The following is a 17597-nucleotide window of genomic DNA, read 5'->3' as shown; positions in this document are numbered from 1 at the left end:
GAAGATGGGCCCTGCGGGGCCCATTTTTGTTCGTAGGAGAGAACCTTGGCGCGCCAGTTCATTCTTCATATCGGGACGACCAAGACTGGGACGACCAGTTTGCAGCGGGCCTCCGCGCTGCAAATACCGATGGTGCCGATTGGGTCTATCCGGATACGGGGCGCTTCGGGGGCGGCGCACACCACAATTTGGCCTACGCCCTATCGGACCATCTGAAGGCGCGGGGAGCTTTCAAACCGGAACATGGCGGCTGGGATGCGCTTTGGTCTGAGCTTGAAGAGACAGAAGGGTGCGTTGTTCTGTCCAGCGAAGCTTTCGCGAAGCTGTCCGCCGATGAGGTTGCGGACCTGGCCCGCATCTTGGAAGGGCATCACGTCCAAATACACCTATGCCTACGCCGGCATGATGGACGGCTGCACAGCTCATATCTGCAACGGGCTAAGTTCGGGCGGATCACGTTCGACCCAGACTTGGACATTCTCCTCGGTTGGTTGCAGGACGATTGGGAACGTCCGACTTTTGAGCATGCGACGATCTATCGAAGCTGGGTGGTCTGCTTTGGTGCATCGAGTATTGTGGTCACCGATTACGACCGCCTGACCGCTGGTCTCGTGCCACATTTCTGGGCGGCTCATGGTCTCGCTCCGGTTCAGGTGCCGGATTTGCCGCGGGCCAATACGGCACCAACGCTTCGGTCGCTCGTGGCGGTTTGGTACCTCAAAGAGTGCGCGCAGCAACAGCTGGGGCACGACGTGGTGATATCGGCTCACATCGCGGCAAAGATCTCTGGCCTGTACCGAGACCGACCCGACGTTGTTCCGGCCTACAAGCTGTTCGGCTATGGGACCGCCTGCGCGATCTGGGATGAGATGGCGCAAGACCGCGCCGCCCTGGTTGATCTCTTGGGGCCGGGGGTGGTCGTGCCCCGCGCCCCGCTCCGGAGCGACTACGCCCAGGCAATCACGGATCCTAAGGCCCTGTTGGCGCAGATGTCTGCAGATGATCGGCGGGAAATCGACTCGATTTGCCGCCACGTGGTGCGCGGTCACCGGCGCGCGAAGGCGGGTTGAGACACTCAAATCGGCCTCGCGACCGTCCGTAAGTGCCACGAGACCGCTCAGATGATGCTATTTCGGCCACGCGTCTCGTACTTTGATGGGGTTAGACCCACTTTCTAAGGGGCTGACCGGTCCTGGGCCATTTCCGAAGTGTAAGAAAGAGTCTATACGACAAAAAGACCTGCAAAGAGTGTCCGCCGAGAAGTCGCGCGAAAGGCAGGAGAGGGGAAAGATGATCCGTTCGGAATTGATACAGAAGGTCGCGGAGGAGAACCCGCACCTTTACCAACGGGATGTCGAGAAAATCGTGAATACGATCTTTGACGAGATCGTAGAAGCCCTGGCCGCCGGGAACCGTGTGGAACTGCGCGGCTTCGGAGCGTTTTCCGTCAAACACCGCGAGGCACGCGTGGGCCGCAACCCGCGCACCGGCGAATCCGTGAGCGTCGAAGAAAAACACGTGCCGTTCTTTAAGGCTGGCAAACTGCTGCGGGACCGGCTGAACGGCAAGGAGTGAGCGCGCGACCTTGGTGGTGCGCAAGCTCACTGGACAGCGGCGAACGGGGGCGGTAACTCGAGATCATGGCTTTCATACGATATATCTTCCTCGGCCTGGTGGCGATTGTTCTGCTTGTGCTGTCCCTTGCCAATCGGTCTGAGGTGACCCTGCGCCTGTTGCCGCAGGACCTTGGGCTTCAGTTTGACGCTGACTGGGTGATCACCCTGCCGCTGTTTGTTGTGATCTTCCTGTCGGTTGGCCTTGGTCTGATGGTCGGGTTTACTTGGGAATGGCTGCGGGAACACAAGCACCGCGCAGAGGCCAACGCCCAGCGGGCTGCAAAAGAAAAGCTTGAGAAGAAGCTCGCCAAATCCGAGGCTGCCGCGCCGCAGGATGACGTCCTCGCGATCTTGGAAACCGCCCGCTAACATGCTGCGTGTCAATCGGCCCGGCGGCGGGGTGCGGGTCAAGATCTGCGGTCTGCGGACCCTTGCTGATGTTGACGCCACGGCCAAGGCTGGTGCGGCCTATATGGGCCTTGTATTCTTCCCGAAATCGCCGCGGCACGTGGATATCGACTTGGCGCGGACGCTCGCCATGGCGGCGCCGGTGGGGTTGGCCAAGGTTGCTTTGCTCGTGAACCCTGACGACGAGACGCTCGATCACGTTTTGGACCAAGTGCCGCTGGATATGATCCAGCTTCACGGCAGCGAAACGCCCGAGCGTCTGGCCGAGGTGCGCGCTCGGTCCGGCTTGCCAGTCATGAAGGCGGTGGGCATCCGAACGGCCGAAGACCTTGCTCAATTGGACCAGTTCGATGGCGTTGCGGATCAAGTCCTGGTCGATGCCAAGCCGCCCGCAGGCAGCGACCGACCCGGTGGCAATGGCGTCGGCTTCGATTGGACCTTGATCGCGGATCGTGAATGGAAGGGGCCGTGGATGCTCTCTGGCGGTCTCACGCCCGAGAATCTCGCCCAAGCCATCGCCCAAACGGGTGCGCGCCAAGTGGATGCCTCCTCCAGCCTGGAGGTGGTCAAGGGCGTCAAGGACGCGGCCAAGATCGCCGCCTTCTGCGCGGCGGCCTGATCGTCGGTGCGACCAGGTTTCGCGGGCCTGGCCCGCTTGTCCGTCTCGCAACGACAAGCTAGGCAGGAGCACCGTCCACACCAAAGGTCAGACAGATGCCCGACGACTTGCTGAATAGCTTCACGACCGGTCCGGATGAAAACGGGCGCTTTGGCGATTTCGGAGGGCGCTTCGTCTCTGAAACGCTGATGCCGCTGATCCTGGAGTTGGAGCGGCAGTACGAGCATGCCAAGACCGACGACAGCTTTTGGGCCGAGATGCACGATCTCTGGACCCACTACGTCGGTCGTCCATCGCCTTTGTACTTTGCGGAGCGTCTGACCGAGCGTTTGGGCGGCGCAAAGATCTATCTCAAGCGGGATGAGCTCAACCACACTGGCGCCCATAAGATCAATAACGTGCTGGGTCAGATCATTCTGGCGCGACGGATGGGGAAGACCCGGATCATCGCCGAGACCGGGGCGGGGCAGCACGGCGTTGCAACGGCCACGGTCTGCGCCAAGTTCGGTTTGAAGTGCGTGGTCTACATGGGCGCCCACGACGTGGAACGTCAAAGCCCGAACGTGTTCCGCATGAAGCTGCTGGGCGCCGAGGTGGTTCCAGTGACCTCGGGCCGAGGAACCCTGAAAGACGCGATGAACGACGCGTTGCGCGATTGGGTCACCAACGTGGACGAGACGTTCTATTGCATCGGGACGGTGGCTGGCCCGCATCCCTATCCGGCCATGGTCCGCGATTTCCAAGCCATCATTGGCAAGGAAGCCAAGGAACAGATGCAAGCCGCCGAAGGGCGTTTGCCCGACACGATTATCGCCGCCATCGGTGGTGGTTCGAACGCCATGGGCCTGTTTTATCCGTTCCTGGACGACAACGACGTGGCCATCATTGGCGTCGAAGCGGGTGGTAAGGGCGTGAATGACCGGATGGAGCATTGCGCCTCGCTCACCGGCGGTCGTCCAGGCGTGCTTCACGGCAACCGGACGTACCTGCTGCAAGACGAGGACGGGCAGATCTTGGAAGGGCATTCCATCAGCGCCGGCCTCGACTATCCCGGCATTGGGCCGGAGCATTCGTGGCTGCATGATATCGGACGGGCGCAATATGTCTCGATCACTGACGTGGAAGCCTTGGAGGCGTTCCAACTCTGCTGCGAGATGGAGGGCATCATCCCAGCCCTAGAGCCTTCCCACGCCCTGGCCCATGTCATGAAGATCGCGCCAGACCTGCCCAAGGATCATATCATCTGCATGAACATGTGCGGACGGGGCGACAAAGACATCTTTACCGCAGCCCGTGCCCTTGGCTGGGAGATGGGCGACGTCCTATAAAGTGGGCAGACCTGCGGTCACCCGCAGGTCCATCGCCGGTCAACCGGCGATGCCCCCACGCTCTGGCATATATGGGACGTGTGGGGCGGCTGTCTGGGGTAGGGTGCCATCGGCCCTCGGGTCAGGCACGACCTCGATTTCCTGACGCGTCGCTACGAAGCCCGAGCGCATGTAAAACGGGAGGGCGATCGGGCTGTCGAAGGTGCAGGTGTGCACCGTGATCTCCGGGACATCGCGGGCAAATCCATGGTGAAGCGCAGCGCGCATCATGGCCCGCCCGAGCCCTCGGCCCTGGACCGCTTCCGTCAGGCCAAAGAAGGCCAATTCGCAAGTGCCGCCGGTGCGAAAATCCAGTTCAACCAGCCCTTCGGCCTGTCCGTCCCTTTCCAGGACACGGATTTCCACCCTTTCGTCCGTCAGGATCTCCCTCAAGGCGCTGTCATCCAATTTCAGGCGCGAGAACCAGAGCCAGTCCAACGCGCCGACGCGTGTGAACAGATCCCGGTACCAGTCCACATCCGGAGCGCGCATTTGCCGAAGCGGGACGTCAGGGGGCGGGGGCGCCAGGGTCGGGCGGGGCATGTGCAGATGGGTCACAACCGCCGCCACGTGGCCCGATGCGATGGGATGAAAACCAGATTTCAACACGTGGACATCCTCCTGCGCGGCACCTTGGGATTGCTTCGGCCAATTCTGAGGAACCTGCAAGGATGGTTAGACCTCTCCACATGAGCAGTCGGTAAGTGGGCACTCTTAGGATGCCGGCCCATGCAGGGTTTGCTTAGTGTCCTGTGCAGGGAGTTGGTCTCAGCTATGCTGCATATGACCTCGGTTTCGCGCCGATGGTTCACTTTGGGCCGCGAGCCGAGTCCCTCCAGCGGGTACCCTCAACTCTTTGGGTCCGCAGAGGGCATCGTCACCGTTCGCAGGTCGTTGGTGCTTCCCCCGGCCTCTGTCTGTCTCGCCACAGTTCGCCCTCAGTGTCAGATCGGCGCGCCCCTTTCGCAACGCCCGACCTCAGAGGTTTTCTTCCTTGGAAACAGGTCAGCCGTGCTTGCCTCAGCGCCAGTCTCTGACCCCGATACCAAAGCAAGAACCAAACAGGGGACGCCTCAGTCCACCCGGTACAGGTCGAGCACGTCTCGCGGGACAACATCCAGGGCACGCTGATGGGTCGCCGCGAAATGGACTTGCGGCGCGACGCCTTCCTCATGGGCTTGCAGGAACCGTGCCGCACAGAGGCACCAGCGGTCCCCTGGTTTCAGGCCCGGAAAGCGAAACTCTGGCCGAGGCGTGCTGAGATCGTTGCCCAAGTACTTTGAGTGCGCTAGGAATTCAGCCGTCATAACGGCGCAGACAGTATGTTGCCCTGTATCCATCGGGCCGGTGTTACAGCACCCATCGCGGAAAAAGCCGGTCATCGGCTCCGTGGAACAGCTTTCCAACGGCGCGCCGTCTACATTCAAGGCCTTAAAGCTTCCGGCGGGGGTGGTCATTGGCAGTCCTCCTATGTGCCAAAGGCTAGGCTGCGCGGCCTAAAATACCAGGGCCGACACCCCCTTGTTTTCGCGTTTCTGCTTGGCCCCTTGGGCGGCTGCCCAACCCCATCGGCCGAAACCCCTAGAGCATCCAAGCAGAAGGGAAGCCTAGCCCGCAGGTTGCTGCCGCGCCGCGATGGCGCGGAACATCGCCACCATGGACGCGGTTATGCCAGGCCCACTGAACGCCCGATCGGCGGCGTTGACGGCAATCACTGTCTGCCGTCCACGGTCGATATAAAGGTACTGACCATAGACACCGCGCCCCATGACTTCGCCTAGGGCGGCGTCGGCGGGCACCCACCACTGATAGCCATATTTGATCCGACCCGGCGCGGTTTTGGCCGAGGGCGTGATGCTGGCGTCGACCCAGGCTTCGGGGACGATCTGACGACCTTCCATGATGCCGCCTTGCTCCACCAAAAGCCCCAACCGCGCGTAGTCCCGTGTGCGCATGTTCAACCCACCCAGGACAAAGGCCACGCCCTCGCCATCGGTCAAATAGGTGACTGGCCCCATGCCCGCCGGGCCCATAAGGCGGTCGGCCATTAAGTCGGCGATGCGCTGACCGGTGACGCCGCGCAGCACCATGCCCAGAACGTGGGTATCCATGGACACGTATTTCCAGGCGGCCCCCGGCTCCCTGTCTCGCGCGGTCAGGGCTGCGGTGAAGTCATCCAACCCACCGCCCAAGGCGATCACGCGGCCCATGCGATTGATGTCGCTGTCGGGGTCCGCGTAGTTCTCATCAAACTCTACGCCGCTTTCCATTTGGAGAACGTCTTGCACCGTCACGCCGTCATAGGCCGATCCGGCCAAATCGGGCGCGTGCAAGACGACGAGGTCATCCAAGGACAGCTTGCCTTCGGCCACGATTTGCCCCGTCAGAAGGGACAGCGCCGATTTCGCCACCGACCAACTGATGCGCATATCGTTGGCATCCGTCCCTTGGTGGTAGCTTTCATGGGTGATTTTCCCATCGTGAAGCACGACCAATCCGGTGATGCGGCGGGCGTCGATCCAGTCGTCGGCCCCGTCGGGAAGCGGGATGGATGGACCTTCGGGCAGCGTTGCCCCCTCCTTGGCGATCACGGGCGCCGTCAGGAAGGCGTCGCCCATATTGCTGAAGTTCGAGACGATCTTGTCCTGGTCAAACAGCGTGTGGACCGTCCATAGGCGCTGCAGTTCCTGACGGTAGACGCCCACCACACCTGCGGCCAAGGCAAGCAAGGCCAATAAGCCGACCCCTAGTCGCTTGCCCCAAACCGCCATCTCTGCCTCTTGTGTGTTTTTCGCACCCAACCACGTCACAACGGGTCCGTCCAGACAGCCGTAGGGTTAAATGGGCATCCTGGGCTCAAGATGGCGGGACGATAGGGGCCTGAATGTCTGGCCGAGACGCAGGTCTACTCCAGGCGCCACTGCATCCAGCGCCCGTGGAAATCGACCCGTCCGGCATCCAGTGTCAGATCGCCGGGCCATAGCCGCAGGGTGAGCCGTGCCCCCGGTGGCGTATGGTCCGTCTCCATGGCGAACCATGCCAGGGGCGTCTCGTCCGTCGCTGCCGCGCCCGCGGCCTCGATGGCCATCCGCGCGGTCTTGTCCGTATCGGGGGGGAAATATTGCCAAGCCACAGTGTGATAGATCAACCGACATGTGCCTGGTACGGTGGGACGTTGCAGACGCGCCGTGATCCAATCCCCCGCGTCACCTGCGTCCACTGGGTTCGGGGCCAAGGCCAGGGCCGCGTCCATCCGGGCCAGGCGATCCGGTTGATCTGGCCAAAGGTACGCGCGCAGCCGCAGGCCATCGCGCGCCGGATGCAGGGGGCGCAGATCGACGCCGTGCCGAGCGGAGACCACCGGCGTGCCCTCTGGGGGCATCGGCCCGTCCCAATCTGGCGTCAGGTCAAAGGGCGCGTCATCGGGACCATACCGGTGCCCGGGCAGGGTCAAGCCGAACCGGTCCCAGTTCAGGTTCAGCCCTGCTGACGCGCCAAGCTCCATCATGTCCAACGGATAGCCGAACCGGTGGTGAAGCCATTGGCCAACGGCGCGCAGCGCGATGGACCGCCGTAGCTCATTCGTTTGCGGCGCGCTTGCCAGCCAGTCGTCCAGGAAGGTGTAATCCGTGTCCAGAGCCTCCCGGACCGCTTGCCACAACCTGTCATCCGAGACTTGGTTGGGCGGATAGACCGCGCGGAGCTCCGCGTGACCCTGTAAAACAAGCGCATGGAGACCGCCCGCCAACCGCAGGGGCAGACTGGCCCCAGCGGGCGAGACGTCGCCCTCCCAGGCAAACAGGCGGGCGGCGATTGCCCCGTCATCTGGCGTGAGCCGGTCGCCCAGCATCCCCATCAACTGTCCCATGAACGGGGAGCCCAGGTCCTCGCAGGCGCGCCCCTGGCGGTGGAACGCGGCGGTTAACGGCGCGGCAGTCATCGGAACTTGGCCGCCAAGCGTTGGAGGGGCGAGAGCGTCTCCTCGGGTGTCTGGGTCGTGTCCGTCTTTGTCGTGTCTGTCTTTGGGGCGCGGTCCGCCGCCGGTGGGGCAGGGTGGTCTGGCGCGGAGGCCTTCGATGATCGGGGCGGGGCCGTGCGTTGGGCCACCGCGTTCATGAACCGCCCACTGTCCCCCGCCGCCAGATGCGGTGCGCCGTCTGACAGCCCACGCAGCAGATCGTCCAGCATAGGCCCCTCGGCCTTGGCAAAATCCGACAGGACATACCCCGATACCCGGTCCTTATGGCCAGGGTGCCCAACACCCAACCGGACGCGCCCGTAGTCCGGCCCCAGGTGCTGATGGATGGACCGGAGGCCGTTGTGGCCCGCGTGGCCGCCACCGTGTTTGACCTTTAGGCGTCCAGGGGCCAGATCCAATTCATCATGGAACACGGTGACCGCACCCGGGGATAGTTTGTGAAAACGCATGGCCTCGCCCACGGATTGGCCGCTGAGGTTCATGAAGGTCGAGGGCTTCAGCAACCAGACCTTGGTGCTGCCGAAACGGACTTCGCTCAGCTGGCCCTGGAATTTGCTCCGCCAGGGGCCACCGCCGTGGTCGTCGGCAATGCGGTCCAAGGCCATGAAGCCGATGTTGTGACGGTTGCCCGCGTATTTTGTGCCGGGATTACCCAGGCCGACCCAAAGCTGCATCACGCGCCCTCCTGTCCGGGGACAGACTAACGCCGCGACGCGGCAATGGCGAGTGGCCGGCCTAATCCGCTGGCAGCAGACCTGCTTCGCGGAGGGCCGTGTGCTGGATCAGAAACACGGTCTTGCCGTCGCGGATGCGGCCATCGCTGATCATGCGCAGGGCTTCGGCCAGCGGGATATGGAGCACTTCGATGTCCTCGCCTTCCGCCTCCAGGCCACCGCCGCGGCCGATGGGCGCGTCTTTGCGGTACGTCCCGGTAAAGCACGCGTTATAGGCCAGCGCGGAGGCGGGCGCCGCGATCAGGTCCGTGACGTGGGTCAACGACTCCGCTGCGTAGCCCGTCTCTTCCAGAAGTTCCGCATGCATCCGCTCCGTCGCGCCCGCACCGTCAAGAACACCGGCCGGCACTTCGATAAACATCGGATCGGCGCCGATCAGATGGACCGGCAGGCGAAACTGACGGGTCAGCAGCACCGTTCCCGCGTCGGGATCATACAGCAGACAGCAGGCTCCGTTGCCGCGGTCGTAGACCTCGCGCGTCTGCTCGGACCATGTGCCGTCCCGGCGGCGCAGGGCGAACCGGTGGCGCGTTAGGATGCCATAGTCCTCAGACAGAACATCGGTCGATATGGGGCGGACGGTGTCAGACATGGGCTATCCTCGGTCGCTGCGCCCAACGCGTTGCCGGTGATGGGCCTGCCTGTCAATCCGCCGGGGCGATCAACCGCCGAAGGGCCAGCTCCTGTATCAGGACGACCGTTTTCGCGTCACGGATGCGGCCATCGCGGACCTGGGCCAGCGCGTCGTCGAATGGCATGTGGATGACCTCGATATCCTCCCCCTCGGTGGCATCGCCTCCGCCCGCGCCGACCTGGTTGTCCCGGCGATAGGTTCCGACAAAGCACGCTAGGTATTCCGTCACGGAGCCGGGCGATGTGATGAGGTCGGTCACATGTTCCAACGGGCCAACGGTATAGCCCGTTTCTTCCATCAATTCAGCGCGCATCCTGTCTGCCGGGGCGGCGCCATCCAACAGGCCCGCAGGGACTTCGATCAGATAGGGATCTTGACCGCTCACCTGCATCGGCAAACGGAACTGCCGGGTCAGCAAAAGCGTGTCGGCCTGCGTATCGTGCAACAAGCAGGCCGCGCCATGCCCCCGGTCATAGACCTCTCGCGTTTGGTCGTCCCAGGTGCCGTCCCGCCGCCGCAGGGAAAAGCGATGGCGGGTCAGGGTGCCCCAATTGTCCGATAGGACATCAGCGGCGATCGAACGAAACGTATCAGACACGAGCGGCACCCAGGTGTGGGGACAAGGGGTTTCCTACCAAGGACTTAGGGGCCTAGTCCTCCATGGCTTCAAGCTGATCGATGAACCCTTCGATCATGCTCAACCCCTTGTCCCAAAACGCGGGGTCCGAGGCATCCAGCCCGAAGGGCGCCAGCAGCTCTTTGTGGTGCTTGGAGCCACCCGCCCGCAGCATGTCGAAATACTTGTCTTGGAAGCCCTCCGGCTGATCCTCATAGGCCGCGTAGAGCGCGTTCACCAACCCGTCCCCGAAGGCATAGGCATAGACGTAGAACGGCGAATGGACGAAATGCGGGATATAGGCCCAGAAGTGCTCGTAGCCGTCCATGAACTCGAACACCGGGCCCAGGCTTTCCGCTTGCACCGACATCCACAGGGCGTCGATATCCTCGGGTGTGAGTTCTCCGTCGCGGCGTGCGGCATGCAGCTTGCACTCGAAATCGTAGAAGGCGATCTGGCGCACGACCGTGTTGATCATGTCCTCAACCTTGCCCGCCAGAAGGACTTTGCGCTGCGCGTCGTCGGTGGCAGCCTCCAGCATGGCGCGGAAGGTCAGCATCTCGCCGAAGACGGACGCGGTCTCCGCCAGGGTCAGGGGCGTCGAGGAGAGCATCTCCCCCTGTCCGGCAGCGAGAACTTGGTGCACGCCGTGGCCCAATTCATGGGCTAATGTCATGACATCGCGGGGTTTTCCCAAGTAGTTGAGCATCACGTAGGGATGCACCGTGGTCACGGTTGGGTGGGCAAAGGCGCCGGGGGCCTTGCCGGGTTTCACCTCCGCATCGATCCAACCCTTGTCAAAGAACGGCTCCGCGATCTTGGCCATCTCGGGCGAGAAACCGGCGTAGGCATCCATAACCGTGCTGCGCGCTTCGTCCCAGCCCACAAGGCGCGTGTCCTCCATGGGAAGGGGGGCGTTGCGGTCCCAGACCTGCAGGGTGTCGAGACCCAGCCACTTGGCTTTCAGCTTGTAATATCTGTGACTTAGGCGCGGGTAGGCGGCGACCACGGCGTTGCGCAGGGCCTCCACCACCTCCGGCTCCACATGGTTCGCCAGGTGGCGGCTGGCTTGCGGGGAGGGCAGTCCGCGCCAGCGGTCCCCGATTTCCTTCTCCTTGGCGAGGGTGTTGTGTACTCGCGAGAAGGTTCTGATATTCTTACCAAAAACATCCGCCAGCGCGCGGGCGCTCGCTTCGCGCTTGGCGCGATCCTGGTCGGTGAGCAGGTTGAGGGTCGCCTCGATTCCGAGGGTTTCGCCATCCACGTCAAAGGTCAGACCGGCGATGGTTTCGTCGAACAATTTGTTCCAGGCCGAGGCGCCGACGACCGAGGTGTCATGCAGGTATTTCTCAAGCTCGTCAGACAGTTGGTAGGGCTTCATCGCCCGCATCCGGTCAAGCGCGGGCCGGTAGCGCGCCAGATCCGCATTTGCGCCCATGGCGGCCTCATAGGTTTCGTCCGGTATCCTATTGAATTCCAGTCCGAAAAACACGAGTGGCGTGGTGATCGTCGTGATCTTGTCCTGCATGTCGGACATGAACTTCGCCCGCTCACCATTGGTCGTTTGCTGGTAATAGCGCAGGCCCGCAAAGGACATGATGCGGCCCGCGATCTCGTCGATCTTTTCGTTCCGCTCGATCGCGCGCAGCATCTCGCTTGCGCTCAGATCCGCCAGTTTTCCTTCGTAATCAGCCGCATAGGCGGCGCATTCGCCCTCCAGCCACTCCAGATCCCGCAGCAGCTCCGGCGCATCCTCGGCGGTGTAGAGATCGTCCAGGTTCCATTCGGGCAGGTTTCCCAGGGGCTCTCCCCCGGCGGTGGCATTGGCGTCGCGAAGAAGGGTCATCGGTGGGGCCTCGTGTCTGGTGTCGGACCATAGCTAGGCATCCCGGTGGCCGGGGGCAAATCGTTTGGTGCGGCGATCCGATGGGTGACGGGCGGGTGATCCCGGTCGGATCTGTGTCATCCCCAAAATTCGCACCAAACCTCGATACGGATGTCATCTTGGTGCATCGAAATCTCACTTTGATCCCGGTCAAGGCATCGCCCCAGACGGCATGGCAAGATCAGCGGACAGACAGGAGGACCCGATATGTTCAAGAATATCACCGTTGCCGTCGATGGGTCGGACCATGCCCGCCATGCTCTGTCGGTGGCCTGCGATTTGGCACAGCAATACCATGGGCAGTTACATCTGATCCACGCGCCCGAGGTTTCATCCACTGGTTTGGCCGTCGGCTCTGGCGCCATCGAGATCGCTCCGACGCAGGAGGCGATTCAGGCGGCTGGTGCCGACGTGATGGCAGCCGCGGCAACGCAGGTGCGGGCCGCCGGGTTGGAACCGGCCAGCGAGACGGTGCGCTACGGTCGCCCGTCGGCCGAGGTCTGCGGCTTGGCCGATGAGACGGGCTCCGACCTGATCGTGACGGGGCGGCGCGGGATGAGCTCCGTGCAGGGGCTGGTTCTCGGCAGCACGTCCCAACGCATTGCCCATGATGCGCCCTGTGCGGTCTTGACCGTAAAATAACCGCCGGGCTGGAGATCGTGACAGAACGGGTTTAGGGCACGACAGGGGCCTTTCGGTCCCATCGGCACGCCCCCCAAATGGTATGGCGTGCCGTCCAGAACAGGAGGCGTGCCATGACCGAGACAAATGTCCTTGCCGAGCGGGTCAAAACAATCCGCAAGGCGCGCAAGATCGGGCGCCCGAAGCTGTCGAAGCTGGTCGGCGTGACTGAGCGTCAAGTGACGCGCATCGAGACCGGTCAGATGCCTGTCTTGCCCGAGGCGCTGGCCCTGCGCCTCTCTGATGCCTTGCAGGTCCCGGTTCAGGCCCTGACCGGGGACGTGCCGTTGACGGATGCGGATCTGACCGAGGCCCCCGTCTCAACCTGCACGAGCGGTTGCTGCGGTTAGGGCGCCGCCTGCGCGGGGTCTTTGGTCGCTTTGGGTGGCCGTTACGGTGTGGCCGTATTGGCCTCTGGGTGGGTCTGTCCCCAGACTCGCGTGGCGTCTTTGGCGATCAGGCGCCGTTGCATGGCGTCCAATTCCGCCAGGGCCAGATCGCGGTCTCCGGTCCGGGTGAGCGCCCGGTCATAGGCGGTACAGACTGACTTGACGCCCCAAGGCAGCACAGCCGAGGCGACCCAGGTCCGCAAATGGGGCGGCAGCCGATCATAGTCGGACATGAGGTTCCCGCCGCGCTGTTTGCGCCGCAGGGACGTTGTACCAAGGTTGCGCGCCATGTCCCGACCTTTCGCCATGCCCGGCCCAATCACGTTGCCGGTGCGTGCGATGTTATAATATATCGGCATTCTGGGGCGCAACCGACATATGCCGCAACGGAAGCCGTTTTGTCAGGCGTCGCGGGTCAGGGGGCCTTGGGGTGTTTCCATACCCTCCGCCCGGTCAAAGCGGAGGTAGGCGAGCGCGCGGTCCCCGGCGCAGGTGTGGATCACACCGGCGGGTTTGCCCCCCGACGTGATCTCCGCCCCTTCGGTGACGGGGCCAGCAACCCGGGCAAGGCCCTTTCGCAGGGTGGTTTTATGGTGCATCCGCGCGACGATTTCTTGGCCGACGTAGCAGCCCTTCTTGAAATCCACGCCGCCAAGCCGCTCGAATCCCATTTCCAGGATGTAGCTTTCTCCGTGGATCAATTCGCGGCCCGTTTCGGGGATCAGGTTGTCCACGCGCACCGCATCCCAATCGACGCCGCCATCGCCGGATCCGCCGTAGTGGCGCCAGCCCATGCCGGGGCGTGGGTCGGCCAACGCTCCCGCGGGCGGCTCGCCCAAGCCCCGCCCGACCGTCAGCCTCGCGTCCGCGATGTCGACCTTGGCGCGGAGCCGATACATGGTCAGCCGTTGGGCGGTCGCCTGTGCCAAGTCGGTGGCCACATCCAGATATGTTGCCTCAGCGTCCTGCCAGGTCAGGAAGTCAGCCAAATACTTGCCCTGCGGCGTCAGCAGCGCCGCATAGCCCAGGCCATGGGCGGGAACATTGGCTGTCAGCAAGCCATCGAGGAACGTCGCGCGATCGGCGCCGGAGATGCGGAGGACGGTGCGTGTCATGTCCCCTCACATAAGGATGTGTGATGCCATGCCAAGCCCAGATTGACCGGCGTCTTTGGCAGGGCTACCTCCCAAAGGTCCCCAATCGACAGGAGCAGACCATGCGCGACGCGACCCCGGCCCCCGCCTGCTTGGCCAACGGCCCCCATGTTCTGTCGATCCCAGGGCCGTCGATCATGCCGGATCGGGTTCTGCGCGCCATGCATCGGCCCTCGCCGAACATTTATGAGGGTGAGTTGGTGGATCTAACCCACTCGCTGATCCCGGATCTGAAGGCGGTGGCGCGGACGGACCACAATGCCACGATCTACATTGGGAATGGCCATGCGGTGTGGGAGGCCTCCTTGGCCAACACCCACGCCCGGGGCGACCTGGTGTTGGTGCCGCGCACGGGCACCTTTGCCGATGGGTGGGCCGAGATGGCCCGGGGCCTGGGTCTGCGGGTCGAGACGTTGGATTTCGGCAACCGCGTCGCCATGGATCCCGCGGCCATCGGGCAGCGGTTGCGCGACGATACGGCCCACGAAATCACCTCGGTCCTCGTGGTGCAGGTGGATACCTCGTCGTCCGTGTTAACGGATATCGCGGCCATCCGGGCCGAGATGGACGCCGCCGGACACCCGGCGCTGCTGATGGCGGATTGCATGGCCTCCATGGGGTGCGATGTCTTCGAGATGGATGCCTGGGGTGTCGATGTGGCTATTGCCGGGTGCCAAAAGGGGCTGATGACGCCAGCGGGGGTGAGTTTCGTCTTCTATAACGACAAGGCCGACCGCGCGCGGGAGCGGGCCGACTGCGTTACCGGCTATTGGGATTGGCGACCTCGGACCAAGCCGGACATCTACTTCAAGTATTTCTACGGGACCGGGCCGACGCATCATCTCTATGGTCTGCGCGAGGCGTTGGACATGCTGGTCCACGAAGAGGGGGTGGAGGCCGCCTGGGCCCGGCATGGCCTTCTGGCTGAGGCGCTTTGGGCTGCGTGTGACCAGTGGGAAGCGCCCGGCGGGTTGGAGCTAAACGTTCGGGATCGGGCCCACCGCAGTCATGCCGTGACCGCCGTCCGCTTGCCAGAGCGGGGGACGGCCCTGCGGAATTGGTGCAGCGACTCCTTTGGTCTGACGCTGGGGATTGGCATCGGGATGGCCCCGCTGGGTACGCTCGAATGGGATGGCTTTTTCCGCGTGGGCCACATGGGTCACGTCAGCGGGCACACGATGATGGGCACCCTGGGCGGCATCGAAGCGGCTTTGGCGGCCTTGGATATTCCCCATGGTCGAGGTGGCTTGGCTGCGGCAGCTCAGGTCCTTGCGGGGAAGGTCTAAGGGGCGCAAGACACGGTTTGGTCAGGGGTGTGCGGCTATCGAAGGCCCGTTGTTTGGCCTGACGACGTGGCTTGATTTTGGATGGGGCGATGCTCCATTTGGCTAGGGTGCTTGAGCGAATGCTGTCTGACTGGCCTTTGCCTGTCACGCAAAGTGCGCGGAAGTCTTTTCTGTCGTTTTCTCAGAGGGTGAATGGCACGACTGACCTGCGGGTCGCTCGTCGGTGTCTGCTGGCGTTTGAACTGCGCGGGATCCGTGACTGGGGTCGGAGGGGGCTCTGCCCCCGCGCCTGCGGCGCCCCCCGGAGTATTTTTGCCGAGAAGAAAAGAATTTAAGTCAAAGTGTTCGTACTTTGATAGGCCTCTTGGGGGACGTAGCGCCTAGCTGCCGTGGGACCGGGCAGGTGTTCGATGGGGCCGGGGACGCCGTTTTAAGGGGTTGAGGCGAGACCAGGATGAAGGGCGGGACGTCAATGTCTCGCCTGGGGCGGTTCCTCCCGTGAGAGAAGCTCGGCTTAAGCGTGCTGGGTCTGGGGGACGGGGCGACTGGGCAGGGTGCGGCGCCAGTGTCAACTCGCTCTATTTGCGTCGAGCGCGGTCCAAAGCGGCTGCCACGCGGGCATCCCAATCGGCTTCGACGCGGGCGCGGTGCAAGCCCAAGCGTTTGATGCCGTAATGCAGGCAGGCGCACACAATCAGCGCCATGGGATAGCCCCAGAGACCCCAGATCATGACCAGCCCGGACACCAGGACCAGATAGGCCATCCAGAGGAAAGCTTCGGTGTAATCCTCGACTTGGCCGAACTTGTCATCGCGCATGGGCTGGCTCCGTTGTTGCTCCCCATCACCTTAGCGCGGGAATTGTCCCTGCAAAGTTAAGATAACGCCCGTGCGAGCGCCTGCGGCAAAGCCCCGCGCAAGCGGGCCATGTCAGCGTCCGTGCCGCAACCGATCCGAATGCACCGATCCAGGGGGGCGACGCCGGGCATCCGCACGAAAATGCCGTCGTCGATCAGGGCGGCCAGGACCTTGCGCGCAAAGGCCCCGTCTTGTCCGCAGTCCACTGTGACGAAGTTGGTCGCGGAGGGCAGGGGGCGGAGGCCGTTTGCCTCGGCGATATCGCGGATGGCTTTGCGCGATTCGTCAACCAGGTTGACGACCTGAGACAGCCAGTCGCGATCGGTCAGGGCGGCGCGGGCCCCTGCCTGGGCGATCCGCCCGACGCCAAAGTGATTGCGCACACGGTCGAAGGCCGCGATCAGGTCGGGGTGACCGATGGCATACCCCACGCGCAGGCCCGCCAAGCCATGGGCCTTGGAGAACGTGCGCATACGGATCACCCGGGGGTCATCCGGGGAGATGGGCGGGATGGCCGAGGGGGGCGCCAGGTCGGCATAGGCCTCGTCCAGACACAGCAGGCAGCCCGTGGGCAGGCGGTCGAGCATGTCCGTGATCGTCGCGCCGGTGTGGTGGCTGCCCATGGGGTTGTCGGGATTGGCGAGGTAGATCACCTTCGCGCCGGTCTGGCGTGCCTTGGCCAGAAGAGCATCTGGGTCTTCGGCATCGCCTGAGTAGGGGACGGTATGGAGTGTGCCGCCGTACCCGGTCACATGGTAGTTGAAAGTCGGATAGGCCCCAGCGGATGTGACGACCGCGTCGCCCGGCGCGACAAGCAATCGCACGAGAGAGCCAAGCAACCCGTCAATGCCTTCGCCCAGCACGATGTTCGCCATGGCGACGCCGTGGTGCTGGGCCAGGTCTGCGCGGAGGTCGAAGCCTTCGGGGTCGCCGTACATCCAAGCGTCGCGGGCAGCGGCCTCCATGGCGGCGATGGCCAGGGGAGAGGGGCCGAAGACGCTTTCGTTGGCGCCGAGGCGGGCGGCGAATGGGGCACCGCGCTGGCGTTCCTGCGCCTCCGGGCCAACGAAAGGGACGGTAGCGGGCAGGCTTTGGGCCAATGGCGTCAGGCGGTGGGACATGGAGGTGTCTCTGGGTCGGGAAGGGGGCCGGGGCGTGCTACACGCGCGGGGGTGCGGCTGTCGAGGGCGGAGGGGGCGCCGCCCCCGCGCCTTTGGCGCCCCCCCGGAGGTATTTGGGCCGAGAAGAAGGGCGAAGTTTTAGATAAATTGTTTGGATTGGTTTGGGGGGCTTGGGGTTTGGTTTCTTTCGAGGCAGGCGGGCTTGGCGGTGTTGCTTTCGCCAGGGGGGCAGAGGGTGGGGGTCTGGACTT

General features: G+C 63.5%; 20 protein-coding genes. 8 read left to right on the top strand and 12 right to left on the bottom strand.

The annotated features are described in order from the left end of the window. Positions 1-26 precede the first annotated feature (26 nt). From K5R33_RS07635 to trpB, 5 genes are all read left to right on the top strand, one after another. A complete protein-coding gene (locus K5R33_RS07635; protein WP_220748404.1) occupies positions 27-1070 on the top strand; it encodes a hypothetical protein in 1044 nt (347 codons plus the stop codon). A 220-nt stretch (positions 1071-1290) separates the two neighbouring features. Then, the gene (ihfB, locus tag K5R33_RS07630) at positions 1291-1575 is read left to right on the top strand and encodes an integration host factor subunit beta (RefSeq protein WP_220748403.1); all 285 of its coding nucleotides are present in this window, start codon (positions 1291-1293) and stop codon (positions 1573-1575) included. 65 nt (positions 1576-1640) lie between these two features. After that, entirely contained in the window at positions 1641-1985 is a 345-nt protein-coding gene (locus K5R33_RS07625) for a lipopolysaccharide assembly protein LapA domain-containing protein (protein ID WP_220748402.1), read from the top strand. Between the two features lies 1 nt (position 1986). Next, the gene (locus K5R33_RS07620) at positions 1987-2643 is read left to right on the top strand and encodes a phosphoribosylanthranilate isomerase (protein WP_220748401.1); all 657 of its coding nucleotides are present in this window, start codon (positions 1987-1989) and stop codon (positions 2641-2643) included. A 95-nt stretch (positions 2644-2738) separates the two neighbouring features. Further along, entirely contained in the window at positions 2739-3971 is a 1233-nt protein-coding gene (gene trpB, locus K5R33_RS07615) for a tryptophan synthase subunit beta (protein ID WP_220748400.1), read from the top strand. Between the two features lie 39 nt (positions 3972-4010). On the opposite strand, the gene K5R33_RS07610 is transcribed toward trpB, so the two are convergent. From K5R33_RS07610 to K5R33_RS07575, 8 genes are all read right to left on the bottom strand, one after another. After that, positions 4011-4619, bottom strand: coding sequence for a GNAT family N-acetyltransferase (locus K5R33_RS07610; RefSeq protein ID WP_220748399.1), 609 nt, complete (start codon positions 4617-4619; stop codon positions 4011-4013). A gap of 464 nt (positions 4620-5083) precedes the next feature. Next, positions 5084-5467, bottom strand: a complete 384-nt coding sequence (locus tag K5R33_RS07605; RefSeq protein WP_220748398.1) for a DUF2237 family protein — start codon at positions 5465-5467, stop codon at positions 5084-5086. 150 nt (positions 5468-5617) lie between these two features. Continuing rightward, positions 5618-6781: a serine hydrolase domain-containing protein gene (locus K5R33_RS07600; RefSeq protein ID WP_220748397.1), complete on the bottom strand. Its 1164-nt coding sequence runs from the start codon at positions 6779-6781 to the stop codon at positions 5618-5620. Positions 6782-6915: 134 nt separating this feature from the next. Next, the gene (locus K5R33_RS07595; protein ID WP_220748396.1) at positions 6916-7950 is read right to left on the bottom strand and encodes a DUF2332 domain-containing protein; all 1035 of its coding nucleotides are present in this window, start codon (positions 7948-7950) and stop codon (positions 6916-6918) included. Further along, positions 7947-8663 (bottom strand): aminoacyl-tRNA hydrolase, encoded by a 717-nt coding sequence (gene pth, locus K5R33_RS07590; RefSeq protein WP_220748395.1) that lies wholly within the window; start codon positions 8661-8663, stop codon positions 7947-7949. The genes K5R33_RS07595 and pth overlap by 4 nt, the downstream gene beginning before the upstream one ends. Before the next feature lie 61 nt (positions 8664-8724). Then, on the bottom strand, positions 8725-9315 hold the full coding sequence (locus K5R33_RS07585) for an NUDIX hydrolase (RefSeq protein WP_220748394.1): 591 nt from the start codon (positions 9313-9315) through the stop codon (positions 8725-8727). Between the two features lie 52 nt (positions 9316-9367). After that, on the bottom strand, positions 9368-9955 hold the full coding sequence (locus K5R33_RS07580) for an NUDIX domain-containing protein (RefSeq protein WP_255576213.1): 588 nt from the start codon (positions 9953-9955) through the stop codon (positions 9368-9370). Between the two features lie 52 nt (positions 9956-10007). Further along, positions 10008-11819 (bottom strand): M3 family oligoendopeptidase, encoded by a 1812-nt coding sequence (locus K5R33_RS07575; protein WP_220748392.1) that lies wholly within the window; start codon positions 11817-11819, stop codon positions 10008-10010. A gap of 246 nt (positions 11820-12065) precedes the next feature. Between K5R33_RS07575 and K5R33_RS07570 the strand changes: the two genes are divergently transcribed. Then, the gene (locus tag K5R33_RS07570; protein ID WP_220748391.1) at positions 12066-12500 is read left to right on the top strand and encodes a universal stress protein; all 435 of its coding nucleotides are present in this window, start codon (positions 12066-12068) and stop codon (positions 12498-12500) included. Between the two features lie 113 nt (positions 12501-12613). Then, positions 12614-12889: a helix-turn-helix domain-containing protein gene (locus tag K5R33_RS07565; protein ID WP_220748390.1), complete on the top strand. Its 276-nt coding sequence runs from the start codon at positions 12614-12616 to the stop codon at positions 12887-12889. A gap of 41 nt (positions 12890-12930) precedes the next feature. Here K5R33_RS07565 and K5R33_RS07560 read toward each other — a convergent pair whose 3' ends face one another. Together K5R33_RS07560 and ygfZ are read right to left on the bottom strand one after the other, a co-directional pair. Continuing rightward, positions 12931-13287 carry a DUF6525 family protein gene (locus K5R33_RS07560; RefSeq protein WP_255588432.1) on the bottom strand — a complete coding sequence of 119 codons (357 nt, stop codon included), beginning with the start codon at positions 13285-13287 and terminating at the stop codon, positions 12931-12933. A 42-nt stretch (positions 13288-13329) separates the two neighbouring features. Continuing rightward, positions 13330-14043, bottom strand: a complete 714-nt coding sequence (gene ygfZ, locus K5R33_RS07555; RefSeq protein ID WP_220748389.1) for a CAF17-like 4Fe-4S cluster assembly/insertion protein YgfZ — start codon at positions 14041-14043, stop codon at positions 13330-13332. A gap of 101 nt (positions 14044-14144) precedes the next feature. Here ygfZ and K5R33_RS07550 point away from each other — a divergent pair, with 101 nt between their 5' ends. After that, positions 14145-15368 carry a pyridoxal-phosphate-dependent aminotransferase family protein gene (locus K5R33_RS07550; protein WP_220748388.1) on the top strand — a complete coding sequence of 408 codons (1224 nt, stop codon included), beginning with the start codon at positions 14145-14147 and terminating at the stop codon, positions 15366-15368. A 578-nt stretch (positions 15369-15946) separates the two neighbouring features. On the opposite strand, the gene K5R33_RS07545 is transcribed toward K5R33_RS07550, so the two are convergent. Then, positions 15947-16186 (bottom strand): hypothetical protein, encoded by a 240-nt coding sequence (locus tag K5R33_RS07545; RefSeq protein WP_220748387.1) that lies wholly within the window; start codon positions 16184-16186, stop codon positions 15947-15949. Positions 16187-16242: 56 nt separating this feature from the next. After that, entirely contained in the window at positions 16243-17346 is a 1104-nt protein-coding gene (locus K5R33_RS07540) for a pyridoxal phosphate-dependent aminotransferase (RefSeq protein ID WP_220748386.1), read from the bottom strand. Between the last annotated feature and the right edge of the window lie 251 nt (positions 17347-17597).

The organism is Jannaschia pagri (assembly GCF_019655435.1).
In the GTDB taxonomy this organism is placed as follows: domain Bacteria; phylum Pseudomonadota; class Alphaproteobacteria; order Rhodobacterales; family Rhodobacteraceae; genus Jannaschia; species Jannaschia pagri.
This window is presented reverse-complemented; position numbering and strand designations above follow the sequence as displayed.